The sequence below is a fragment of the Carboxylicivirga agarovorans genome (assembly GCF_050589845.1).
Lineage (GTDB): Bacteria > Bacteroidota > Bacteroidia > Bacteroidales > Marinilabiliaceae > Carboxylicivirga > Carboxylicivirga agarovorans.
On sequence record NZ_JBNGPA010000020.1, the window covers coordinates 66620 to 92578 of the forward strand.

22 protein-coding genes are annotated in these 25959 nt (G+C 39.3%); 11 read left to right on the plus strand and 11 right to left on the minus strand.

Translation table 11 applies throughout. The annotated features are described in order from the left end of the window. Positions 1-22 precede the first annotated feature (22 nt). The 4 genes from nhaA to ACRD69_RS17630 all read right to left on the minus strand — a co-directional run bounded on the left by nhaA (position 23) and on the right by ACRD69_RS17630 (position 4457). Complete coding sequence (gene nhaA, locus ACRD69_RS17615; RefSeq protein WP_430816442.1) at positions 23-1402, minus strand: Na+/H+ antiporter NhaA; 1380 nt, start codon at positions 1400-1402, stop codon at positions 23-25. 1 nt (position 1403) lies between these two features. Beyond that, positions 1404-2129 (minus strand): nucleotidyltransferase family protein, encoded by a 726-nt coding sequence (locus tag ACRD69_RS17620; RefSeq protein WP_430816475.1) that lies wholly within the window; start codon positions 2127-2129, stop codon positions 1404-1406. A gap of 160 nt (positions 2130-2289) precedes the next feature. After that, the gene (locus ACRD69_RS17625) at positions 2290-3723 is read right to left on the minus strand and encodes a RapZ C-terminal domain-containing protein (protein WP_430816443.1); all 1434 of its coding nucleotides are present in this window, start codon (positions 3721-3723) and stop codon (positions 2290-2292) included. Between the two features lie 44 nt (positions 3724-3767). Further along, on the minus strand, positions 3768-4457 hold the full coding sequence (locus tag ACRD69_RS17630; RefSeq protein ID WP_430816444.1) for a DUF554 domain-containing protein: 690 nt from the start codon (positions 4455-4457) through the stop codon (positions 3768-3770). A 428-nt stretch (positions 4458-4885) separates the two neighbouring features. Between ACRD69_RS17630 and rocD the strand changes: the two genes are divergently transcribed. Next, positions 4886-6112: an ornithine--oxo-acid transaminase gene (gene rocD, locus ACRD69_RS17635; protein ID WP_430816445.1), complete on the plus strand. Its 1227-nt coding sequence runs from the start codon at positions 4886-4888 to the stop codon at positions 6110-6112. A gap of 178 nt (positions 6113-6290) precedes the next feature. Here the strand turns inward: rocD and ACRD69_RS17640 are convergent, their stop codons facing one another. Further along, on the minus strand, positions 6291-6707 hold the full coding sequence (locus ACRD69_RS17640; RefSeq protein WP_430816446.1) for a DsrE family protein: 417 nt from the start codon (positions 6705-6707) through the stop codon (positions 6291-6293). A 58-nt stretch (positions 6708-6765) separates the two neighbouring features. Here ACRD69_RS17640 and ACRD69_RS17645 point away from each other — a divergent pair, with 58 nt between their 5' ends. From ACRD69_RS17645 to ACRD69_RS17655, 3 genes are all read left to right on the plus strand, one after another. Then, positions 6766-7278 carry a hypothetical protein gene (locus tag ACRD69_RS17645; RefSeq protein WP_430816447.1) on the plus strand — a complete coding sequence of 171 codons (513 nt, stop codon included), beginning with the start codon at positions 6766-6768 and terminating at the stop codon, positions 7276-7278. Further along, positions 7263-7676 carry a hypothetical protein gene (locus ACRD69_RS17650; protein WP_430816448.1) on the plus strand — a complete coding sequence of 138 codons (414 nt, stop codon included), beginning with the start codon at positions 7263-7265 and terminating at the stop codon, positions 7674-7676. Before ACRD69_RS17645 ends, ACRD69_RS17650 begins: the two co-directional genes overlap by 16 nt. 78 nt (positions 7677-7754) lie before the next feature. After that, on the plus strand, positions 7755-9698 hold the full coding sequence (locus ACRD69_RS17655; protein ID WP_430816449.1) for an LTA synthase family protein: 1944 nt from the start codon (positions 7755-7757) through the stop codon (positions 9696-9698). Between the two features lie 103 nt (positions 9699-9801). Here the strand turns inward: ACRD69_RS17655 and ACRD69_RS17660 are convergent, their stop codons facing one another. Together ACRD69_RS17660 and argS are read right to left on the minus strand one after the other, a co-directional pair. Next, the gene (locus ACRD69_RS17660; protein ID WP_430816450.1) at positions 9802-10395 is read right to left on the minus strand and encodes a hypothetical protein; all 594 of its coding nucleotides are present in this window, start codon (positions 10393-10395) and stop codon (positions 9802-9804) included. A gap of 243 nt (positions 10396-10638) precedes the next feature. Next, a complete protein-coding gene (argS, locus tag ACRD69_RS17665; protein ID WP_430816451.1) occupies positions 10639-12432 on the minus strand; it encodes an arginine--tRNA ligase in 1794 nt (597 codons plus the stop codon). Between the two features lie 220 nt (positions 12433-12652). Between argS and ACRD69_RS17670 the strand changes: the two genes are divergently transcribed. After that, positions 12653-14662 carry a PAS domain-containing sensor histidine kinase gene (locus ACRD69_RS17670; protein ID WP_430816452.1) on the plus strand — a complete coding sequence of 670 codons (2010 nt, stop codon included), beginning with the start codon at positions 12653-12655 and terminating at the stop codon, positions 14660-14662. On the opposite strand, the gene ACRD69_RS17675 is transcribed toward ACRD69_RS17670, so the two are convergent. After that, complete coding sequence (locus tag ACRD69_RS17675; protein WP_430816453.1) at positions 14659-15318, minus strand: energy transducer TonB; 660 nt, start codon at positions 15316-15318, stop codon at positions 14659-14661. The two genes, ACRD69_RS17670 and ACRD69_RS17675, sit on opposite strands and share 4 nt — an antisense overlap. A gap of 530 nt (positions 15319-15848) precedes the next feature. Between ACRD69_RS17675 and ACRD69_RS17680 the strand changes: the two genes are divergently transcribed. The 4 genes from ACRD69_RS17680 (at position 15849) to ACRD69_RS17695 (ending at position 19833) form a co-directional block, all read left to right on the plus strand. Next, complete coding sequence (locus ACRD69_RS17680) at positions 15849-16406, plus strand: DUF1599 domain-containing protein (RefSeq protein ID WP_430816454.1); 558 nt, start codon at positions 15849-15851, stop codon at positions 16404-16406. A 12-nt stretch (positions 16407-16418) separates the two neighbouring features. Continuing rightward, positions 16419-17627 carry a BT_3928 family protein gene (locus ACRD69_RS17685; protein WP_430816455.1) on the plus strand — a complete coding sequence of 403 codons (1209 nt, stop codon included), beginning with the start codon at positions 16419-16421 and terminating at the stop codon, positions 17625-17627. A gap of 16 nt (positions 17628-17643) precedes the next feature. Beyond that, positions 17644-18399: a triose-phosphate isomerase gene (gene tpiA, locus ACRD69_RS17690; protein ID WP_430816456.1), complete on the plus strand. Its 756-nt coding sequence runs from the start codon at positions 17644-17646 to the stop codon at positions 18397-18399. 264 nt (positions 18400-18663) lie between these two features. After that, positions 18664-19833 (plus strand): DUF418 domain-containing protein, encoded by a 1170-nt coding sequence (locus ACRD69_RS17695; protein ID WP_430816457.1) that lies wholly within the window; start codon positions 18664-18666, stop codon positions 19831-19833. A 249-nt stretch (positions 19834-20082) separates the two neighbouring features. Here the strand turns inward: ACRD69_RS17695 and ACRD69_RS17700 are convergent, their stop codons facing one another. The 3 genes from ACRD69_RS17700 to ACRD69_RS17710 all read right to left on the minus strand — a co-directional run bounded on the left by ACRD69_RS17700 (position 20083) and on the right by ACRD69_RS17710 (position 23377). Next, entirely contained in the window at positions 20083-21972 is a 1890-nt protein-coding gene (locus ACRD69_RS17700) for a monovalent cation:proton antiporter-2 (CPA2) family protein (RefSeq protein WP_430816458.1), read from the minus strand. A 26-nt stretch (positions 21973-21998) separates the two neighbouring features. After that, complete coding sequence (locus ACRD69_RS17705; protein WP_430816459.1) at positions 21999-22550, minus strand: NAD(P)H-dependent oxidoreductase; 552 nt, start codon at positions 22548-22550, stop codon at positions 21999-22001. 83 nt (positions 22551-22633) lie between these two features. Continuing rightward, a complete protein-coding gene (locus ACRD69_RS17710; RefSeq protein ID WP_430816460.1) occupies positions 22634-23377 on the minus strand; it encodes a superoxide dismutase in 744 nt (247 codons plus the stop codon). A 165-nt stretch (positions 23378-23542) separates the two neighbouring features. On the opposite strand from ACRD69_RS17710, the gene ACRD69_RS17715 reads away from it, so the two are divergent. After that, positions 23543-25108, plus strand: a complete 1566-nt coding sequence (locus ACRD69_RS17715; protein ID WP_430816461.1) for a hypothetical protein — start codon at positions 23543-23545, stop codon at positions 25106-25108. Positions 25109-25185: 77 nt separating this feature from the next. Further along, positions 25186-25953 (plus strand): exonuclease domain-containing protein, encoded by a 768-nt coding sequence (locus tag ACRD69_RS17720; protein ID WP_430816462.1) that lies wholly within the window; start codon positions 25186-25188, stop codon positions 25951-25953. Positions 25954-25959: the final 6 nt, after the last annotated feature.

Consider the following 25959-nt stretch of genomic DNA (forward strand, 5'->3'; position numbering starts at 1 on the left):
TGTTATATAGATAAGAACTAATCTATCTTAAAGTCATTGGTTTACTTTCTTCATCCTTTTTAAGTGAATATTTCAGCAGGTAGAAACCAAATAAACCGGCTACAATAGAACCGACAAATATACCGATCTTAGCCTGATTTAATAACTCAGGACTTCCCTTAAAGCCTAAGCTGGCAATAAAAATTGACATGGTAAATCCGATACCTCCAAGGAATGCCAGCCCAAGGAATGACAACCATGATGAACGCTTTGGCTTAACAGCAATACCAAGTCTTACAGCTAACCATGAGAAGAAAGTGATACCGATGCCTTTACCAAACACCAGGCTAAACGCAATGGCTATGGATAAGGAAGTAAATACTTCACCGTTACCTTCTCCATGGTGGATAATAGTAACACCCGCGTTGGCTAAGGCAAAAACAGGCAGTACAAACATACTGATGAATCCGTGAAACTGATGTTCAATAAACTGGAGTGGACTCTGAACCTTCTTAACACTGTATTCAACCTCATTGATGGCATATAACTGATCATCGGTCAATACGCGCTCATTCTCACTTTTAGGCACAGAATCAAAACGTGTTAATCCAGACTTAATACGCGCAAGAAACTCATTGACGTGAACCTTTGGACGAGCCGGAATAGTGAATGCTATTAACACACCTGCAATTGTTGCGTGCAAGCCAGATCCTGGTCCGTCAACACCCGACTGAAGGAACAGGTACCAGATGATGAAACCTAAGAAAGTATAGATTTTCAAATCCTGGATATTACGCAAGTTAGCAACTGTAAGTACAATTAATAATATACCGGCAATCATCAGGTATGTCCAGTTCAGGTCACCACCATAGAACAAGGCAATAACCAATACAGCACCAAGGTCATCAACAATGGCCAGGGCTGTTAAAAATACTTTAAGAGCCAACGGTACACGCTTGCCCAATAAGGAAAGAATACCTAATGAAAAGGCGATATCTGTTGCCATGGGAATACCCCATCCTTTAGCTGCCATACCTTCAAAGCCAAATGCGAAGTACAAAATAATAGGTACTACCATTCCACCTATGGCTGCGAAAATAGGCAATGAAGCCTGCTTAAATGAACTAAGCTCCCCAGCCAGAAACTCACGCTTGATTTCCAATCCTACCACAAAAAAGAATATAGCCATCAAGCCATCATTAATCCAGTGCATCAAGCCCATTTCAACATTAAATATTTCCGATGAAATACCAAACGGACTGTGCCAAAAATGATGATAGCTATCGTGGTCGACATTAGCCCAAACTACCGCAACCGCGGTTGCGATCATTAACAAGGCACTACCACTGGTGAAGAATTTAATAAATTTTTGAAACGGGTCACCTAATCTGCGTCGCCCGGTTCCACTTTGAATTTCACTCATTCTATTTTAGTTTATTTCCCTGGTTTATATATTTTTCTGCTTCTTTTAATTTTTCAATAGTCCCAACATCAAACCATGGTTCTTCATCGGCAACCCTGAATCCACTAACCTTTTTGTTTTTAGCCAGCTCCAGATAAGCCTGTATGATGGAAAAAGGCCTGATCTCTCCCAGGCTATCCAACACATGTGGCTCTACAATGTGCATCCCGCTAAAAGCCAGATCAACACTGGCATCAACCTCCCTCACTTTTATTTCATCACCGGTCTTAATGTTCTTCCAACCACACAACTGCATGTTATCATCAAACACGAGGTAACGCGATGTGCTACGTTTTTTAACCATTAAAGTTGCGTCATTTTTGTTGGATCGATGCGAATATATGAAACTTTCTACATTTGTAGATGTGATAATATCTACATTCCTTATGAAAATCGACTTATTTGGAATGAATAAAGATTGAGCTTTTAACAAACCACCCCCTGTATCAAGCAATTGATCTGACTCATCGGAAATTACAACATCAGCTTCCCACTTAACCGACTGGATATAATCAATAATCGTACCGGCAAAATGATGTACATTGACAACGATGCGTTCAGCCCCTGCTTTCTTCATACTCTTAATGGCATGCCACAATAACGGTTGACCATTAAACGGAGCCATGGCTTTAGGTAACTTATCGGTCAATGGTTTCAGTCGCGTACCCAGGCCGGCCGCAAAAATCATTGCATTCACTACTATTTAATCTTTTTAGGTTTACACAACTTATCCTCTTTTTTGGAGCCGATGCCACATTTTTTACATTCATACATATGGCTTTCTTTCACAACAGGATGTTTTAGCTTCTCTTTGTCTTTACACTTTTTCTTTGCCATGGTTAAAACGTCTACTTCTTCATTTCTTGCTCTACATGTTTTAACTCAACGTTTAATTTATATTTATGTTGAAGGTGGGTTGCTAAAGATTCTGCACTAAACACCGAACGATGCTGTCCTCCGGTGCACCCGAAGTTGACCATCAGGTTTTTAAACCCTCTGGAAATATATTTCTCAACTGATTTTTCAACAATAGAGTATACATCCTGCAGGAATGCCGACATCTCAGGTTCTTTACCAAAGAAGGCGATCACCTCTTCATCCTTACCGGTCTTATCAGCATACTCGGGATAGCGACCAGGGTTGTGAATGGCGCGGCAATCAAATACAAATCCACCTCCATTGCCAGATACATCAACTGGTATTCCTCTTTTATAGGAGAAACTGCTTATACGAACCGTCAGCAGGGAATCACTTTGACCGATTGTCATCAAATCCTCCGATTCAGTAACATTCTTAAGCGCCGCAAACAGTGTTGGCAATTCTATGCCCAAGTCAACATGTTCAAGCAGGTATTTTAGATTTTCAATGGCATAAGGAATACTTTTTAAAAAGTGTTCTTTCTTTTCGTAGAAGCCTCTGAACCCATAGGCTCCCATTGCCTGCATAATTCTGATTAATACATATCCGTAATAATGGCACACAAAATCATGTTCATTGACTTCCTGGTATTGCCCCAGTTCTTCCATGTAATAATCGAGCAATTGCTTCCTGACATCCTGCGGAATATCGGCTTTGGCGTCATATAACAATGACGCCAGATCATATTGTAAAGCTCCTTTTCGACCTCCCTGGTAATCAATAAACCATGGTTCATCATCAACAACCATCACATTTCTCGACTGAAAGTCTCTGTACAGGAAGTAATCATGCTTAACCTCCAGCAGGAAGTTAATCAGCTTATGATAGTCATCTTCCAAAGCCTGCTCATCAAAAGGAACACGAGCCAGTTTTAAAAAGTAATATTTAAAATAGTGTAAATCCCAAAGCATTGACTGCCTGTCAAAAGCCTCGCGCGGGTAGCACTTACTATAATCGAGCCCCTCCCCACCTTTTACCTGGAAGCAAATGAGCTTTTTAATGGTTTTTTGGTAAAACTTAAGCAACTCATCCGGGAACTCATCTCCCTTTCTAATTCCCTGAAGAAAACTATACAAGGTTACATCACCCAAATCTTCCTGTAAATAAACACTGTTATCCGTGTCTGTATCATAAATTTCAGGAACCGGCAAGCTCTTGGTTCTAAAGTGCTTTGAAAACTCCAGGAATGCCTGATTTTCTTTAGCATCTGAATTATAGGCTCCCATAGCAGATTTTGTACGCCCGGTTATGCGGTAATACTCGCGGTACGAACCTGAAGGTGGTAACATAACGAATGAGCGAGCTTCCTCACCAGCCCACTTTTCAAACATTTGTATCAGTAATGATTTTGTATTTGCTTCCAATGTGTATTTTTTTTGTCGATGAGCGTTTAATGGTTAACTGCTAATTAGAAAAAAGAACTGATCCATACCATTATAATAATAACAATAAGTGATGGTAACATATTCATGATTCTAATCTTTTTGATCTCCAGAATATTTATGCCCAGGCCAACCAAAAGAATGCCTCCTACAGCCGTTAATTCTGTAATTACCTCAGGTGCAATAAAGTCACCCAGCATATAAGCTAATAATGTGATGCCTCCCTGAAAGATAAATAATGGAATAACAGACATTCCAACTCCTAAACCGAATACAGAGGCCAGTGCAATGGATGAGAAACCATCCATTATGGCTTTTGTCATCAATATTTCAGAACCTTTGCCCATGCCTTCATCAATGGCCCCCAATATGGTCATTGAACCGATGCAGTAGAGCAAAAAAGCAGTCAGTAAGCCTTCTGAAAACTTAGAATTTTCAAGTTTAAGTCGGTTTTTTATCTTATCGGATAGACCATCAACAGCCGATTCAATGGACATCCATTCACCCAATATCGTACCAATGATAAGACTAAACACAATAGCTAACAGCATTTGTCCTTTAATGGCCATGCTTACACCAAGTACCAATGTAAATAGACCCAATGCCTGAAAAACGCCTTTGGTGATCTTGTCAGGGATTCGATTACCAACCACCATACCTATGGCACTTCCAAGCGCTACAGTAATCACATTCAATAAGGTTCCGCCCAATAACATATGGTCATTTTTTACTATTAAACCCGTAAAAATAGTTTAATAAACAATAATAAAGAAAATAGCAGGATAGATTTGTGTTGGAAAAAACGATCAACCATAATTAGGGCTTATGTGAATAAACTGATAAACTGATGAACTGATGAACTGATGAACTGATGAACTGATGAACTGATGAACTGATGAACTGATAAACTGATGAACTGATAAACTAAATAAAATCCTCACCATCGCCCAAAGAGACAGCACAGGTTCAACAGGAAGCCAATCAGAACTCATTTTTCCCCGATTAATCCTCCGCCTCATGTCTTCAAAACTTCGTCTTCAGATTAATGACAAAACTCAGCTTATTATAAGTTTATTTTCTCATTAATTCTTCTATTTTTGAGCAAACCAAATAAATGATAATAATAACCTATTAAATCTGTATTATGACCGATAAGAAGATGACACCTGCAGATTACATTGCACGTGAAGACAAGTACGGAGCACATAATTACCACCCACTACCAGTTGTTCTTGAAAAAGGAGAAGGCATCTACGTTTGGGATGTTGAGGGCAAAAAATATTTTGACTTCCTTTCTGCCTATTCAGCAGTTAACCAGGGACACTGTCACCCAAAAATCATTAATGCCCTTACTGAGCAGGCTCAACAGCTGACTTTAACATCACGTGCTTTTTACAGCAGTGTATTAGGTGAGTTTGAAGAATACATGGCCAAGTATTTTGGTTTTGACAAAGTATTGCCAATGAACACTGGTGCCGAGGCTGATGAAACAGCTTTGAAACTTTGTCGTCGCTGGGGTTATGACGTTAAAGGTATTCCTGAAAATCAGGCCAAAATAGTTGTTTGTGCCGACAACTTCCACGGACGTACCATCACCATCATCTCTATGTCTACCGATCCTGATTCATACAAAGGATTTGGTCCATACACACCTGGCTTTGTAACAGTTCCATACAATGACCTGGATGCATTGGCTAAAGAGTTGGAAGATCCTAACGTAGCAGGTTTCCTTGTAGAGCCTATCCAGGGTGAAGCAGGTGTTTATGTACCTGATGAAGGCTACCTGAAAAAAGCGTATGAATTGTGTAAGGAAAAGAATGTACTATTTATTGCTGATGAAGTACAGACTGGTATTGCACGTACAGGTAAGTTGTTAGCTTGCGACCACGAAGGTGTTAAGCCGGATATCTTAATTCTTGGTAAAGCTATTTCAGGTGGTGTATTCCCTGTATCGGCTGTATTGGCCAATGACGATGTTATGTTGGTAATTAAACCGGGTGAGCACGGATCAACATATGGTGGTAACCCACTTGGATGTAAAGTGGCTATTGCTGCTCTTGATGTTATCAAGGACGAAAATCTTGCTGAAAACTCAGAACGCCTTGGTAAGATCTTCCGTGAAGAAATGCTAAGCATAGATTCGGATATGATTGAGCTGGTGCGCGGTAAAGGTTTACTAAATGCCGTTGCCATTAAACCTAAAAATGGTAAAACCGCATGGGATGTTTGTGTTGCCATGAAAGAAAATGGTTTGATTGCCAAACCAACTCATGAGCACATTATTCGTTTTGCTCCTCCTTTGGTTATCAATGAGGAAGAGCTGCGCGAAGCCATTGCCATCATTAAGAAAACACTTGCTCAATTTGCATAATTGAGTTTAGAAGAAATAAAACCCGGCAGCTTAGTTAAGCTGCCGGGTTTTTATTTTGTGCCCCACACAAAGTCTGTCGTTTATAAATGATTATATCCCCCACGACTTCATAAGGGTTAAAACCGTTGATAGCCTGCCACTGTCATCATCTGCTGACTGACAGGCTCATCCTGATTCATTAAAAATTAAGCTGCTTCCATCCGGCCTTCAGGCGCTCGGTCAATGGCTTACCCATTCCCTTGACATCAATCCCCATTGCCCTGAGGTCATCAGCAACGCCATACATATCGGCACAATTAACACAAGCTTCAACTACCACACCATTGTCCTGCATGACCTTTAATTTTTCCTGTAACTCTTTATCCTCGCTCAACAATTTTGCCGATGGTCCCCAGATAATCAGGTAAACATCATTGAACCATTCCATCTTTTTTGCTGCATTGGTATACATAAAACAAACCTTAAGAGCCACATCTCTGTCACCACTGCTCCATATAACCATCAGTTTATCTTGTTCTCTCATCGTCTTTTTTTTAGCGGTCACCCCCAATAAAGGTACTGTTATCAAAAACAAAGTAAGTAATAAATGCTTCATAAGTATATTTTTTAAATTAGAGTTTACAATATCATATCAATAGTTGAAAAACGCAATTATGAACAGCCAGGCATCATACTTAACTTTACTGCAAAATCAACTTAACCAGATTGATGATCGGGAATTTGATTTTGCCTCATGGAAGAATGCTACTATTCTTTTAATTACAACTTGCTTTGGTGCTAACTCGCCTCAGGTTGCCGCTCTTGACAAAATTGATTATAACTATAGCAGTTGGGCTCTCAGGGACGAATCAGGCACCAGCGACCCGGTTAAACGTGAATGTAAAACCACTTTATCAACAATAATCAAGGAATTTGAGATCAGGCTGGACGCTGATACTGATGCCAGCAAGACCTCTTCAGATGCCGGTCTTGACTTTGTATGGTTGCCTTTTGAAGATGAATTAACAGGAGCCTCTCTTAAAAAACTAAAATCTATTTTAACACAGGCCAATGTCTCACCCGACGAAGTGGAGGCCTTCTTGAAAGACTTGCCCAATCAAACGCTGGTCAATATTATCCAAACCGTCTTGTTGTCTAAAGAATTTAAGCAATGGATAAGCAAGTAAACTCACCTTTTAAACTACGTTACATGACCTCATATGCATTCATTAATGACATACTGCATGTTTCTATTGAAGGACCAGCAACCATATACGACCTGTATGATTTTCTGGATGAATTAGGCACCCTGCACAGTTTACCCGAACACCTGAAAGTGTTTTACGATTTAAGAAAAGCATCAATTGACCTAAGACTTGACGAAATCAATATTTTATCAAAACGGGCAGAGGAAAAAACGCTTCATTGCAAATCTGTTAAAACTGCATTTTGCGTACAGGATCCTAAAATTACGGCTTATACAATGCTATTTTCATGGCTACCCGATAATTCTAAAATTAGGCGCAGGCAGTTCTCCACTAAAAAGGCTGCCTTTGAGTGGCTAAACGCCGATTACATAATGTAATTAACGATTCTTAATATTAAAACATCATTAAAACATTGAGACAATGTTAACTTTGTGCGAAATTTTACTCAAGTTAGCATGACCTTTACGAATAAATCAGGTAAAACTCATAACGAATACATCGTTCTGATTTACCGCCTATTATTAATAATGCTTTTTTACAGTGCCTTTCGCATTGTATTCTACCTTTTCAATGCTTCAGCATTTCCTAATTTAGATTTCAATGCCTTCATCACGATTTTGAAAGGAGGATTGATGTTTGACTTAAGTGCAATGCTCTATTTAAATGGATTGTATGCATTGCTGTACATATTACCGCTGCCATTTAAGTTCTCCAAAGCATATCAGTACTTCCTTAAAACCATTTACCTCTTCATTAATGGTCTGGGCTTTGCCCTTAACAGCATTGACCTGATCTATTACCAGTTTATTCAAAAACGCACCACTTACAACGTTTTTAACATTCTTGAGAATGAAACAAACATGACTAAGTTATGGGGGCAGTTCATTATTGATTACTGGTATGTGGCCTTACTATTTATCGCTTCGGTTTGGTTACTGAGCATTGCATACTCTGCCCTGCAACCAACAAAGATCAAATTTTCAAACAGATGGTTCTACCCCGCTGTCTCGATAGTTGCACTGGCTTTATTCTCCGGCTTTTCCATTATTGGAATGCGTGGTGGATATAAGCACTCAACACGCCCCATCAACATGGCCAACGCGGGCAAGTATGTCAATACGCCGGACGAAATGGCGCTTGTGCTAAATACGCCTTTTTGCGTTATTCGCACCTGGGGCAAAAAAAGCTTTACTTCTTATTCATACTTTAAGACTGAAGAGGAGTTGCAAAGCATTTACCACCCGGTGTATATACCAGATACAGCAGTAGTACAAAACAAGAAGAACGTTGTCATATTTATTCTCGAGAGTTTTAGCCGTGAATTATTCGGTTCGTTGAATAAGAACCTGGATAACGGAACTTATAAAGGCTATACGCCATTTTTAGATTCCCTGGCTCAGCACTCACTTGTTTTCAACCATGCCTATGCCAATGGACGAAAATCAATAGATGCCATGCCATCAGTTCTAGCTAGTATTCCGGCACTGGTTCTTCCTTATGTTGTATCAGAATACTCATCAAACCAAATAAATGGCTTGCCATATCTATTAAAGAAAGAGGGGTATCAAACGGCCTTTTTCCACGGTGCTCCCAATGGTTCAATGGGATTTGATTCCTTTGCCAATGTAGCTAAGTTTGACGAATACAAGGGAATGAACGAATTTAATAATGACGATGAGTTTGATGGCATGTGGGGCATTTGGGACGAGCCTTTCTTCCAGTTTTATGCCGATGAAATGAATAAGATGAAGGAACCTTTTATGACATCTTTATTTTCACTTTCATCACACCACCCTTTTAAGGTGCCAGAGCAATATACCGATGTTTTTCCCAAAGGAACACTTCCTCTGCATCAATGTGTTGGTTATACCGATAATGCGCTTCGTCAGTTCTTCAATAAAGCGAAAGAAATGCCATGGTACGAAAATACCTTGTTTGTAATTACCGCTGACCACAGCTCCCGTGGCCATTACGATATTGCACACATCAGCACCAACAAATTCCAGATCCCCCTCATATTCTTCAGCCCGGGCGATTCTACCCTGCAAGGTGTTGACGAACGTATTGCACAACAGATCGATATCATGCCAACGGTACTTGACTACATTGGCTACAAACAGGAACCGTACGTTGCCTTTGGTAACAACCTGCTAGATGATAATTCAAAGCGCTTTGCGGTTAACTATATTAATGACAGCTACCAGCTGCTGCATGACAACTACGTCGTTCATTTTGACGGACAAAATATCATAAGTGCATTTGATACTGATAAAGACTCCATGTTAACGACCAACATTAAAGATACCAACAAGGAATATCTGAATCACTTACCACTAATGAAAACGATTATACAACAGTATAATAACCGGATGATCGAAGATCGTCTGACGGTTGAATAAAGACAGTGATCCTTCACTTACGCAAAAGACTAAAGGTCAAAAACAGCACTAAAAAAGGGCCTGATACAATATCAGGCCCATTCATATACTTAGTCATTTCTTTCTAGAATTTATGCTTGAGTTTTTCGTCCATCAACTCACGCGCCAGCTTTTGCTCACGTTTCAATGCCGATTTACGGTGCGTTTCAAACTCCTCTTCAACCTCATTCAAACGATGCTTGGTTTCATTTGTAACGCTGTTGCTTCGTTTAAACATCAGAAATAATACCACCGACAAAACTATTAAACCAAAAACCAGTCCCCACATAGCAGAATTATAAACACCTTTAGCTATTTCAGCTCCCAGAAAGGCCATGCTATCCTTGCTCTTAGTCACAGCTTCAAGATCATTTGTCAGCAGGTTTATTTTATCATCTTTACCCGCTACGGTGTTTTCAAGCTCAGATATTTTACTATTACGCGATTTCAATTCCGTTTTATATATATTAATACTATCAACAGAATTCTGCTTAAGCAGGTTAAACGTAGCGATCTTAACCACTTTATACCGTTCGTATGTTTCTGACTTGTCGTAAACATACTCAAATTGCTCTTTTAATTCCAGGGAGTCAAAACGGGCCTTTAAATCGCTTTGAGCAAATAGACTAATAGATTGACCAGCAATAATAATCGCAAATAGCAATGATTTAATTCTCATTTGAAAGTATTTAATGTTTGAGTGTTTATTTCAGCAAATGGACTAACCACATCGATCATTGTATCCACTTCAGAGTTTTCACATAATCAAATATATTGAATAATCCGCAGAATCTTAAACCTGCAATGGTAAATTAGTCATCTGTCATCTGATTTGGAAAAAATGATCTGCTTACCATATAAACGCAAAAAAGGGACTATTATTTCAAATAACAGTCCCTTTCAATCGTTTTATTGTGGTTCTTTACATTCTTTCCGGAACATCAATTCCCATCATCCACATACCATTCTTAATTACAGTACCTACAGCCTTACATAACAATAGTCGCATAGAACGTTTTGTTTCATCTTCCTCGACTGCAATTGGAGACTCGTGATAGAACTGGTTAAATTCTTTGGCCATATCGTAAACAAAGTTAGCGATCAAAGCCGGGCTATATACCTTTCCGGCTTCTGCCACCACAGCCGGGAAGTTAGACACCATGCGCATTAACTGAATTTCCTTTTCACTCATTGCTGTTTCCAACACTGCCTTATCCGATATTTCAATGCCATTTTGCTTTGCCTTGCGATAAATTGACTGAATACGCGCATAGGTATATTGAATAAATGGCCCTGTATTTCCATTAAAATCAATTGATTCTTTTGGATCAAAAGTCATATTCTTACGAGGGTCAACCTTAAGTATGAAATATTTAAGGGCACCCAGGGCAATTGTCTGGTATACTTTTTCAGCTTCCTCTTCAGAGTAACCTTCCAACTTACCAAGTTCCTTCGACATTTCACGAGCTGTATTGATCATATCAGCCATCAGATCATCGGCATCTACAACTGTACCTTCACGCGACTTCATCTTACCCTCAGGCAGTTCAACCATACCATAACTAAAATGAACAAGATCTTTACCCCATTCAAGACCTAAGCTGTCTAAGAGGATAGCCAACACCTTGAAGTGATAATTCTGCTCATTACCAACAACATAAACCATCTTGTCAATATCATAGTCATCATAGCGGAGTTTGGCTGTTCCAATATCCTGCGTCATATAAACGCTGGTACCGTCAGTTCTCAACAATAACTTTTCATCAAGGCCATCTTTCTCAAGATCAGCCCAAACACTGTTATCTTCCCGACGATAGAATACTTCTTTATTAAGGCCATCCAACACCATGTCACGCCCTACCTTATAGGTATCTGACTCGTAATAGATCTTATCAAAATCAACACCCATCTGTTTGTAGGTCACATCAAAACCAGCATATACCCACTTGTTCATCTGCTCCCACAAAGCATAAACCTCCGGGTCGTGTGCTTCCCATTTCAAAAGCATTTCACGTGCTTCCTTCATCAATGGCGAATTAGCCTCTGCTTCTTCTTTTGACTGACCACCGGCAATTAGTTCAGCTTGCTCTTTTTTATATTCCTGATCAAACTTCACATAGAAATCACCTACCAAATGGTCGCCTTTTTTTCCTGTTGATTCTGGAGTTTGACCTTCACCCCATTTTTTCCAGGCCAGCATTGATTTGCATATATGAATACCTCTGTCATTAACAATATTCGTTTTGACCACACGGTTTCCATTGGCTGCAACAATACGCGACAACGAATAACCCAACAGGTTATTTCTGATATGCCCCAGGTGAAGTGGCTTATTGGTATTTGGTGAAGAATATTCGATCATTACCAAAGGGGAATTATCTTCAGCTTTAGTCAAGCCATGTGAATCATTCTGAACACACTCATTTAACAAGCCCAACCAATAAGATGTAGATAACTGCAGGTTCAAAAACCCTTTGATAACGTCAAATTCAGATACATCAGGACAATCCCCTTTAATAAATTCCCCTAGATCTTTACCTGTTTCAACCGGGTTCTTTTTAGATATTTTTAAAAGCGGAAACACAACAACTGTGTAATCACCCTTCATATCTTTTCGTGTTAACTGTATCTGAACCGATTCTTCAGTAATCTCTGTTGCATACAGTTCTTTCACTGCTTTAACAACCGAAGCTTTTATCTGACTTTCAATTATCATTTTTGTATCTTTAATATGGTCGATTTTTTACAAAACGCAAAGTTAATAAAGTTACCGTATATGACATGTAAGAATATTCAAAACATCTGCATAAATATAGACTTTAAAGATTTATAACATCATTTTTGTAATATTTCATACCTGACAACTTGTATACAAACCATCAAAGAAATACTTTTGTCGTCATTTTGAAACATTTTAGGAAAGGAGACCTAACTTAATGCATCTGACTCGATTAAATCAATATTATCTGTTTACACTCTTGCTTTGGCCGGCCAGTGCTATGGCTACAGATGATAATACAATTGACTTAAATGAGATTCAGTCTTTGTTTTATCAGATAATAGCTCTGTTAGGTCTATCTTTATTAGCATACCTCTATATCAACTTCCGAAACAACAAAAAAAGACATTCACACTCGACGAAGTTTAAAGAAAATGGTGCCGTAGAAAACAAGGTAACTGATATTCTGAGGCAGGTAGTGGATTTAATTCCCAATGCGGCTTGTATTGCAAACGAAAATCAAAAGGTCGTATTTACTAATGCCTTATACGATCAACTATCTGTTAACAAGCATAAAAGCTGGGATAAACAATTACAAATCGACACTTCAAGCCTCAACCTGAGCAACACCGGTGAAGTAATTGCCACAAACAACATTGGTCAAAGGCTTAAAATAAATATCAAGCCACTTAACATTGAAGCGATAAGCTTCCCCTTGTATTGCATTACAGTTGAAGAGCTTTCTGTAGGGCAAAACATTCAGAACAGCATTATTGAGAGGAGGGCCAACTTAAAGAAAACAATTTCTAACGCCAACTTCCCAATATCAATTATCGACAGTGATTTAAAGATTTTCGAATCAAATAAGCACTTCTGTAAAATTCTAAAAACAAAGTACGATCAACTGCTCAACTCCACCATCATTGAAATATTTCCTGAAGATGAACGTGATCTGGTATTACAGTTTTTAAGCACTAAAGACGAATCACTCCTTGAAAATAACTCTTTCCATATAACGACCAGTGAAAAACAGCTTATTCCTGTTGAACTTGACGCCATTCATTTTGATCTGGAAGGGGAAAATTCGATCATCTGTTTCTTCAAGGATATTTCTGTTCGCCAACACATGGAACAGGAAATGCGCAAAGCTAAAAGAAGAGCGGAAGAATCGGATCGTTTAAAATCATCCTTTTTGGCCAATATGTCTCACGAAGTTCGTACGCCACTTAACAGCATCATGGGTTTTACTGAGTTAATGAGCGATGAACAACTGAGTGCAGGCGAGCGAAAAGAGTTTCACAACATCGTTAAAGCCAGCTCCAGTGAACTCCTCAACCTGCTAAATGACATTATGGAGTTCTCAAAAATAGAATCAGGATTGATCAAACTCAACAACACACTTATTAACCCGCATGATATCATGCAGGAATTAAGTGAGTACGCATCGGGGCAACTGGCCAATAACAAGCAATTACAATTTGTTATTAATGAACCTATTGGTCTGGATAAAATCCCCGAACTCTCTTCAGATAAAAGCCGAATTAAGCAGGTATTGCGTCACCTGATCGATAACGCCATTAAATTCACCTATAACGGAACCATCACATTATCTTATCAATACAGGCTTGATAACTCCATAGAGTTTATTGTTGCTGACACCGGTATAGGTATTCCTCAGCATAAGATTCCGAATATCTTTCACAAATTCAGGCAGGCCAACGACGATAATTCTAGGGATTTTGGAGGTGCCGGACTGGGCTTAAGCATCTGTAAGCACCTGGCTAATGTGCTTGGGGGATTTTTATGGGTTTCCTCTGTTGAAAACCGCGGTTCTGAATTTCATTTTATATTACCGGCCGGTAATAATTCCACACAAAATTACCGCTATAATAATTCCATTGTCTTTTATTCGAAAACGCCTAAAGAAGCTCCTGTGAAGATAGAAGATACCAATAACTTATTGTTGTTTTCATTCACAGCGCTGCTGAACATCCCAATGGCACACAATGTATCTGTTATCATTCTTGACTCTCCTTTAAAAGATGAAGAACTGGCGCTGTTATTAGCCATTCCACAGGTTCAGTCATCAACCATTATTCTGTATGGCAGCAAGCAGTCAGAAGTTATCTACAGCCCGCTCTCAAAAGACATTAACCTGACTTTGAACTCAGGAAGTAAATTACAGAAATATATACTCAAAAGCATTGAGATGAAACTGAGCGATTAGTTCAGACTGGATTGCCTGACATACTCCAGGTCAAACTCAATGGTTATATGATATTCACCGGCAACCACCTGCCCCATATTAGTAGCCGGAATAAAACGCCAGTCGTTTGGCATCGTCTTAACACAATCAATTACAGCCCTGTCAAGAACCGGGTGTAACTTCTGGTAGATATAGAAACCGAAAACCTTTCCCTCTTGATTAATTTTAAGTGCCAGAATCACCTCTCCTTCCACATCGTTATCAATAGCTTTCATTGGATAACTGAGGTTATTAACCAGAAATAAGTAAGGTATAAGCGGGCTACCCAGGAATAAACACGGAGATTTACGTTTTAAATCATGACGGTCAATACCGCTTACCATTAACAGCTCATTCTTATCAAAGTCATACTCGTAATCAAGGATACTTTCCAGGTTATAAAAGCGCCATATGCCAACCCGTTTGTTTTCCTTATACTGCCCCTGCTCTATCACTTTGCCTTTATAATAGGTGCTGCTTTTACCGTTCCGCATTTCATTGTCAAGTGCGTTGACCCAATACACCTCTTTAAACAAACCGTCCTTTTGGGTTATTAAAACCTTATTTTGTCCGGTGGCAAAGTTCGCCACCAATAATGTGACTATGAATGTGATCAATTTTAACGTCCCTGAGTTCACTGCGTTGTTTTTAATAAACGATGAAGATACGATTATTTATTATGCACACCTGATAATCTTTTGCATTAATAATTGATGAACACGCATGAACAATGCTTTTGAAACTCAATTAAAGTGCATTTACAAACTTAAATGCAAAACCCAAAGACAGGGATTTGACAGGTCGTGATACTTGAAACAACTCAGAAATAAACAGTCTGCCTGCAATGTCATTGACTGTTGTATTCTCTCCCAGTACATAAAAAAATACAGAAAATGAATTTCCTGACATTTTTGCATAAATATACAAAAACAATACACTATATTCGTCTTGGCTTTTGACTGGAATTTCCTTCTGGCAAGGACTATTCCATCACAGCAGCCTTTAGGTCGATTTCGGCCAAAAGCCACTTTTAACACTTCTTAGCTTTGAGAAGTGTTATTTCCAACCTGTTACAAAAGTTGACATAAATTTGTCAGAATCTAATTAATTATACCTCAATATTTATCATTTTTTGATAATTTTACGCCTCCATTAAAAACAAATACAAGTGACCAAAACAGATAGTCAATTCGAGCATGTCATTAATATTTGCAAAGACATCTTTGAGAAAAAGATGAAAGATTATGGCACAGCCTGGCGCATTCTTCGCTCTTCGAGCATGACCGATCAAATATTCATAAAAGCCCAACGAATCAGAAGCATTGAAACAAAGGGAACTTCAAAAGTTGATGAAGGCATTCGCGATGAATTTATTGGTATAGTTAACTACTGTGCCATGGCTCTGGTTCAACTGGAGCTTAAACCAGCCGATCAACCTGAAATGAATCACGACGAAGCATTGAAAATGTATTTGGACAACATTTATGCGTCAAAATCATTGATGGAAAACAAGAACCATGATTATGATGAGGCCTGGCGAAAAATGCGAATCAGCTCATTTACTGATCTGATTCTGATGAAACTGCACCGCACTAAACAAATTGAAGATAACCAGGGTCAGACAATCATCTCTGAAGGTATTGATGCCAATTATATGGACATGATCAACTACGCCATTTTTGCATTGATCAAACTGGAGTTTCCGGATGACGCTGACAATGAATAAAACATCCTTCTGATGCTTAGAACAATTAGTCGAATTTTAACCGGTCTTGTATTTGTATTCTCCGGTTTTGTAAAAGCTGTAGATCCTGCAGGTGGCGCCATTAAAATTGCCGAATACCTTGAAGTTATTGGCCTCCACAATACAGATGGCATTGCACTTATTCTTTCAATCGCACTCTCTACTGTTGAATTCGTATTAGGCTTCCACCTCTTGTTTGGCTTTAAGATCAAACGGGTAGCATTACCTGCTCTCCTGTTTATGGTTTTCTTTACCATCATCACATTCTTCATAGCCCTTTTTGAACCTGTATCTGATTGTGGTTGCTTTGGTGATGCCATTAAACTAAGCAATTGGGAAACACTGATTAAAAACCTGATCATTCTTCCGTTCAGTTTGGTTGTCTTTTATCAGAAAGACAAATACAAATGCGAATTACCTTCAGTGAATCAGCACGTTCTCACCCTTGTTTGTTTTTCATTTATTGTTGGCATTTCGGTTTACAGTATTTACAACTTACCGGTCCTCGATTTTCGTCCATACCACGTAGGAGCTAATATTCCGGCTCAAATGAACATACCTGAAGGTGCCGATGAAGGTGAATATGAAACGACATTTATCCTTGAAAAAGACGGTGAAAAGAAAGAGTTTGGCGTTGATGATTATCCTTACAATGACAGTACATGGGTATTTTTAGAAAGTAAGACAAAGGTGATTCGTGAAGGTTATCAACCGCCAATTACCGCTCTTAATTTTGAATCGACCGACGGTGATGATCTGACCGATGCCATTATAAACAATGAGCGCACTGTCTTCCTGGCAATTGCACCTCAACTGGAAAAAGCTTCAACAAAGAACATTAAGCAGCTGATCGAGATAAAGAATGCAGCATTTCAACACGACCATCTCTTTTATTTCGCAACGGCATCACTAACTGATGCCTGCTTTAAATTCGACTTAAAGCACCAGGCTGCCTTTGAATACGCCTTGTGTGATGAAACAACCCTTAAAACCATTATCAGAGGTAATCCGGGATTGCTTATCATTCAAAACGGAACAATAATCGCAAAATACAACCATACTCAATTACCCGACGCAAGCCAGTTAAGCAACCCACTTTCACATTCGGTTCAGGCTTTGCAAAGTACAAATGACAAAACCTGGCTTTGGTTTAGTTTTACTGTACTGTTAGGAGTAATTGTCATAATATTCAAATTAAAGTAAACTTAAATTTTTATCAATGAGACAAAACATTGTTGCAGGGAACTGGAAAATGAACAACACTTTAGAAGAAGGTGTGACATTAGCCAAAGAAGTGAATGAAATCTTGAAGGCGAACAAGCCTAATTGTCAAGTTGTATTAGGTGCACCTTTTATTCACCTGACAGAAGTTGTTAAAACTGTAGATGCTGAACTAGTTGGTGTTGCAGCTCAAAACTGTGCTGATAAAGTAAGCGGTGCCTACACCGGTGAAATTTCTGCTTCTATGGTAAAATCAACAGGTGCACAATATGTTATTTTAGGTCACTCTGAAAGACGTGCCTACTATGGCGAAACAAATGCCATCTTAAAAGAAAAAACAGATTTGGCTTTAGCTAATGGTCTTACCCCTATCTTCTGTATTGGAGAGGTTTTGGAAGAGCGTGAAGCTGAGAAGCACTTCGAGGTTGTTAAAGAGCAGATCGAAGAAGCTTTATTCCACCTTTCAGCTGAAGATTTCGCTAAGGTTGTATTGGCTTATGAGCCGGTTTGGGCAATCGGTACAGGTAAAACTGCTTCTCCAGAGCAGGCACAGGAAATTCACGCCTTCATTCGTCAGACTTTAGCTGACAAATACGGTGCTGAAGTAGCTGATAACACCAGCATCTTATATGGTGGTAGCTGTAAGCCTTCAAATGCCAAAGAATTATTCGCTAATCCTGATGTGGATGGTGGATTAATTGGTGGTGCATCACTTAAAGCAGAAGATTTCCACGGAATTATCGCTGCATTTTAATTAGAGTATCAATTGCTCAAAATAGTTTTTCAGAAGAAAAGATCGCCAATGGCGATCTTTTTTTATATCCAGTTTTCCTGATCAATAAGCAAAAGCTTCCAAATATCGTATGGCAGATAACACATCCAGCCCCGCAATAACTGCTAAAACCATTCCCGGTTTATATATAACGATTATAAAATAAGAATATATAAGCCGACAGCTCGGTCGATTCATTTCGTTTTATTACGTTTACGATCTAAATCATTACACAAACATAAAACCATGAACATTAACACTTCGCGTCTTCACGTCATTGACGCCTTGCGAGGGTTTGCCATCGTTGCCATTATGCTCCTGCACAACCTTGAACATTTTGATTTTTACTTTCTGCCCGAGCACTTACCTGATTGGATGAAATCTCTTGATAAAGGCATTTGGGACACCCTCTTTTTCTTATTTGCCAGCAAATCATACTCCATATTTGCTTTATTATTTGGTCTTACCTTTTTTATTCAAACAAGTAACCAGGAGAAAAAAGGGAACGACTTTAGAGCACGTTTTGCCTGGCGCCTTGTTCTGTTATTTGCCTTTGGAATGCTTAATTCTCTGTTTTTCCAGGGCGACATACTAACCATATATGCAGTCATAGGGGTATTACTGATACCGATCTCTAAATTAAGTAACAAGGTATTGATTGGCATTGCCGTCTTTATGCTGCTGCAGCCCGCCGAATGGTATGGTTTAGTGCATGCCATTCAAAATCCTGACCTGGAAATAGCTAATCCTGTTTCATGGACCTATTTTGGTAAAATGCAGGAGTATATTCCCAACAACTCCGCCATTGATACATGGATTGGCAATGTAACCAATGGTAAAAAAGCTGTTATCCTGTGGAACTGGGAGAACGGACGCTTCTTTATCATTTTTGCCATGTTTATATTTGGTCTTGTGGCAGGCAGAAAACAATTGTTCGTCGCTTCCGAATCTTCCAATAAGTTCTGGAAGTCCCTCCTGATCATTGCGTCTGTGTCGTTTATCATTCTATACCCAATCCGCATGGCATTGCCTGAATGGATCGAAAGTCCCATCATCAAACGCTCAGTAACAACCATGTTCAACCCCTGGTCTGATATTGCTTTAATGCTTGTATGGGTAGCAGGTATCACCCTGTTGTTCCAAAAGAGAAGCTTCAATAAATTCCTGATGCTCTTTGCCCCCTTAGGCAAAATGAGTTTAAGTAACTATGTTATGCAATCGGTCATTGGCTCCAGCATCTATTATGGCTACGGCTTAGCCATGTATCAATATACAGGAGCAACATATAGCCTTCTGATCGCAATAGTGTTAACACTTATAACCGGAGGTTTCTGTCACTGGTGGGCAAGAAACTTTAAACACGGTCCGCTGGAAGGTATATGGCACAAACTGACATGGATAGGGTCAAAGAAATAAAACAAAAAAGGGGCGTAATGCCCCTTTTTAATTAACTACTCAATTAAGCGTGTTAAATTAATAATCCATTTATAAATGAGATATAAATAAGAAGCCCTCCAATTATTACGATAGAAACCATAAGAAGAAGCTCAATAAAAATATCCTTAAACATCTGATAGTTCGTCCTCCTTTTCATACGCTTTCTTTTTGTTTTCCCGCAATAAGAAAACAAAAACCATACCAAACGATCTGAAACTGATTAATAAACTATTTTTCCTCTGACGGATCATCACTTTCGCGTGCCTCTTCAATCAATGAATGGGTATCCCAGGCACAATCCATCTGCTGATACGGATGCTTCTGCTGCATCAGCAGTATATTTTCCAGGTGCTCTGAAAACTTTTTTGTTTCCATCACAAAATGGGGATCATCCTTAGAGTACCTCTGCTGAAGGTTTTTCATAAAACGTTTATCGAGGTGCTTAAAGGTTAAGGCTGCCCGGTAACTCTGATGTTTATTAAAGCCCAGAGAAGACATAGCATTAACACCTAATTCAATGGCAGAATCGAATATGCTCTGCCTGTGACCTTCTACTCCCAGATTCTGGAGAGCCAGTTCGTGTGCAACATCTTCAGCACGAACGATAAGCTTGAGATGAGGGTAGTGTTTTTGCGCCAACTCAACCAATTTATCGATCTGATGCCTCTCACTCATGGCAATAACAAGTGCTTTGGCGTCTGCTGCACCGGCTGCATCAAGCATATCCTTCCGCGTCATATCACCATAATACAGCTTGTAACCAAACTTTTTGAGGTATTGCACATTATGAGGATTATTATCTATGATCGTTAGTTTGATCCCATTGGCATTTAAAAAGCGCCCCAGCACCTGTCCCAGTCGCCCGAATCCTGCTATTATAACTGGATGACCATTATCTTCAAAATCATCATCATCCAACTGTGCCGTTTCATTCAACCTGGGCTGAATAACATGCTCATTGATGATGAACAGGACAGGTGTAATCAACATAGATAGAGCTACAACTATTAAAAGAATGCCTGCAGTAAATTCATCATAGATGGCATTTTGTGAAGCAAAAGTAATGAGTACAAAACCAAACTCACCCGCCTGTGCCAGGCTGAAGGTAAAGAGCATATTATGTGACTTCTCAAGTTTAAAGAGCTTACCCAGGGCATACAGCACAATTAATTTAACCCCTACAACGATGGATAAGATCAACAATATCATCTGCCAGTTAGTAAACAAGAGATCAAAATTAATACTTGCTCCTACTGAAATAAAAAACACGCCCAACAACAATCCCTTAAAGGGTTCCAGGTTATCCTCCAGCTCATAACGGTATTCACTGTTAGCTAAAACAACACCTGCCAAAAAGGTTCCCAATGCGGGTGATAAACCTACAAGATCCATGAATACGGCAATACCAATCACCAATAGCAATGCTGTTGCTGTAAACAACTCTCTCAGTCCGGTTTCCGCTATTAACTTAAAAATATACTGAGCCAGGTAACGGCCACCAACAACAATAACGGCTACGGCTGCGATTATAATCAGTAGTTGCTGCCACCCTTCACTAAAAGCACCTTCATCAACAACGGTAGTATCGGTTACTATCAGGTTGGCCAAAAGCGCAAGTATTGCAAATATGGGTACCACAGATATATCCTGCATTAAAAGAACCGAAAAGCTGTGCCTTCCGCCCCGTGTCTTCAGCATTCCCTTTTCGGTAAGGGTTTGTAGTACAATAGCCGTTGATGACAGCGCTAAAATCAAGCCGGTTGTTATGGCCTGGGCCGTATTTAACCAAAAGAAAGCTGTTATTCCCGCGAATATCAATGCTGTAAAACCGATCTGCATCCCTCCCAGTCCGAATATCAAACGTTTCATACGCCACAGCATACTTGGATGCAGCTCAAGACCTACGATAAACAACATAATCACAACGCCAAACTCAGCAATATGCATGACGCCTTCCCCTTCACTTCCGACCAGTTCCAAAGCAAAAGGACCGATAACTATACCGGCGATGAGATACCCAAGGACTGAGCCCAATCCTATTTTCTTGGCTATCGGCACTGAGATAACTGCAGCCAACAGGTAAATCATTATTTTGAAGAATATTTCGTCAAGATGCATAAAGTCTGTATTTGCATGTGTAATAATCAGCCAGCGCTCTGATTGCTGCCTTTCCTTAATCCTAATACCAATTGCTGATACTGGTTCTTATAATTCTCAATCTCTTCGTTTGTTAGTAAATGAACACCATGCACTACGAAAGGCTTGAGGTATTTCATTTTACATAAGTGGGCCGACTGGTTAAAGGGCAACAAATAATCTTCAACCGGATAACGATTTAAACCACCTGGTGCATAGCTTGCTTCCCTGCCTCCGGTGGTTATACAATTCATGGCCATTTTACCCTTTAGCGCACTTGCATCTTTACCATAGGCAAAGCCATGCTCCAAAACCAGGTCAAACCATTCTTTTAACAAAGCAGGTGCGCTGTACCAGTAGAACGGATGATGCCAAATTATTACATCATGTTTTAAAAGCAGGCCCTGTTCATACTTTACATCTATAAAGAAATCAGGGTAACGTTCATACAGGTTATTGACCGTAACATGTTCCATGCCATCAAGAACAGATATCAACTCCTTGTTTACCCGAGACTTATGCTCCATAGGATGAGCAAATATTATAAGTACCTTCTTCATATCGTAAGTTTGATATATAAAAATATAAAAAAAGCCCTTTTTATAAGTAAAAAGGGCTCTTCAATTACTATTTAAATAAACCGCTATCCAATCCATTCTCCTTTAAGGGCCTTCTCAAAACGTTTGTTAACAACATGCCAGTTGACTACGTTCCAAAAGGCACTGATGTAGTCACCACGTTTGTTCTGATAATTCAGGTAATAGGCATGTTCCCACACGTCAATCGTTAATAAAGGAATACCTTTAACCTCAGCTATGTCCATCAATGGATTATCCTGATTAGGGGTAGCTACTACTTTCAGCTTTCTTTCCGAATCAAGAATCAGCCAGGCCCAACCACTGCCAAATTGTGTTTTAGCAGCTTTTGAAAAGGCATCTCTAAAGGCATCAAATGACTTAAAGCTTTTGATAAGATGACTGAGCAGCTTGGCTGAAGGTTCACCTCCGTCAGGATTCATGTTTTCCCAAAACAACATATGGTTGTAATATCCACCACCATTGTTCCTGACTGCATCACCATGCTTGGAAACCTCACTGAAAATGGCAGGCATCGAGGTGGTTTCAAGCACGCTACCATCAATAGCTGCAGAGAATTTCTTAAAGTATCCACGGTGGTGTTTATCGTAGTGCAACTCCATTGTAGCTGCATCAATGTGCGGCTCCAAAGCATTATAGGCATATGGTAAAGCAGGAAAAAAATGCCCGCTTATTGGTCCTGTTTTAATTTCTGATTTTGCTTGTGCTTTATTTTCTTCACTTTTGCCTGTTCCTGTGCAGGCAGCCGCGGCTCCTAATCCTACTAAACTAATAAACTGTCTTCTCTTCATAGTGTTAAGTATCCATTTAAAAGACTTAACAAGTTCTACCTGCTATTGTTCAGCTACATACTGTCTAAAATAACACAAACACAACTTAAGAGGCCATTCATCAAATAATAAATGGTTGTTAGGCTAAAAATTGCTTTCTTTAATGTGAATAATCGCAATCACACTATGAATAAATTTCTAACCCCTTTATTACTTTGTTTGTGTGTCTTAAATGCTTATGCACAAAAATCATCTACACATAAGTATGAACAAAGAGCTGATAAATACTATAAATATTACAACTACGAGAAAGCCAGAAAAGATTACATCCGCGTGTGGAGAAAGGACAAGGACAATGCCGATCTCTTACGCAAAATAATAGACTGCTACCTTAGTGACAACACCTTACGCGAAGAAGCCTTACCATACGTTGAGCACCTTATCAAAATTAAACCCAAAGATCACGAAGCTTTGGTCAACAAGGCGATAGTCCTGTTTCACGCTCATCAGTTTGACGAGGCCAGTGCATTACTAAAGAAAACAGAACCGCTGATAGCCAATAATTCTGAACTAAGTAAAAAAGCAAGCACGCTCAAAAGAAACATAGAGAATGCTGAACGCCTGATGTCCAAGCCACTGGATGTATCCTTCATCAACCTGGGAAATGACATTAACACATCGCGCAATGAAGTAAGTCCATATGTCACCTTTAAAGAAAATGTGCTGTTTTATGCCTCTGACAAACGCTATAACAGTTATGCGGGCATCTATTACTATAACATATGTGTCAGTGAGAAGGAGAAGTTGAACTTTGAAAAAGGAAAAACCATTGGTTCCCAGGTTAATTCAATCTATGACGAAATGGTAGCCGGTATTTCTCCCGATGGCAGCAGTTTATTTGCCTTTCACAACAGAGAAGGATCTGAAGCTATGGGTTACGCTCCTTACAAAGGTAACTACCGCTTTGATCCATTGGTTAATTTCGGTCCTCCGCTTGACGCCAAAGGTTCTGAATATGGTGTCTGGATGACCGAACAAAAGGACACCATCCTGTTTTCATCTGAAAACATCAATGGAAACACCGACTTGTATTATGCCATTAAACTACCCAATGGAGAATGGGGCAATGCCCGTTTAATTCCGGGACGGATCAATACCGACAAGTACAATGAAAACTTCCCTGTACTGTCGAAAGATGGCAGGCGACTCTATTTCTCATCTGATAATGATCAGTCAATGGGTGGATATGATATTTTTTATTCGGTATGGGATGATCGTAAACAAGAGTGGGCTCAACCCATTAACATGGGCTATCCTATTAACGACACCTATAACAACTATAATATCTGCTGGGTAGAAGAACGCTTCGCGTATGTTTCTGCCATTCGTCCTGAAGGACAGGGAAAATATGATGTGTACAAAGTCGTTTTCAACAATACCAATCCCTACAACGCTGTAGTTCGCTGCGACATCAGAATTAAAAAAGACAGGCGCATACAGATTCCGGATTTTAGCCCTCAAATAACAGTAACCGATAGTTTGGACAATTTAATTGGAACGTATGTTGCCAATACAGATTCAGCTGATTTTGTCGTGGCACTCACTACCGGCTATTATAAAATAAAGATCGAACACGAAAGCATTGAGTCACTTAATTACGACTTGCTGATTCCTGATAACCATTTCGAATCTGTTGCTGACAGGATTCGCCTGATCGTATTACCCCGAAGACCAGAAATAACAAGCAAATAACGACGTAAAGCATAGATAAAACATGGCTTTTAACTACTTTTGCTTTTCAAACTTATTATTAAAAACGACATTAATATATGAAGCTTCATCTTAAAAATCCTATAGTATTTTTTGATTTAGAAACGACCGGCATTAACATTGCCAAAGACCGAATTGTTGAAATTGCCATTTTAAAGGTGAACATTGATGGTTCGGAAGAATCACATTGCTATAAAGTTAACCCTGAAATGCCGATCCCAAAAGTAACTTCTGAAATCCACGGCATTTATGATGAAGATGTAAAAGACGCTCCTACCTTTAAAGAGCTGGGTAAGCAGATGGCGAAGATCATGGAGGGTTGCGATATTGCCGGGTTTAACTCCAATAAGTTTGATGTGCCTTTACTGGCAGAAGAATTCATTCGTGCCGAAGTTGATTTTGACATGAAAAAAAGAAAGTTTGTTGATGTACAAACCATCTTTCACAAAATGGAAAAACGTACGCTTGGAGCTGCCTACAAGTTCTATTGTAACAGGGACCTGGAAAATGCCCATTCGGCTGAAGCAGACACCAAGGCTACTTACGAAGTGTTAAAAGCTCAGTTGGACAGGTATGAAGAATTAGAAAACAACATAGAGTTTCTGAATGACTTCTCATCCTTCAATAAAAATGCTGATTTTATAGGTCGTATTATTTTCAACGACAAGGGGCAGGAAGTATTTAACTTTGGTAAATACAAAGGTAAAGTTGTGGAAGAAGTATTGGCCAAAGACCCCTCCTATTATGGATGGATGATGAATGGTGATTTCCCATTATTTACAAAGAAAGTATTGACAAATATTAAATTGCGTAACTTCAATAAATAGGTCGTT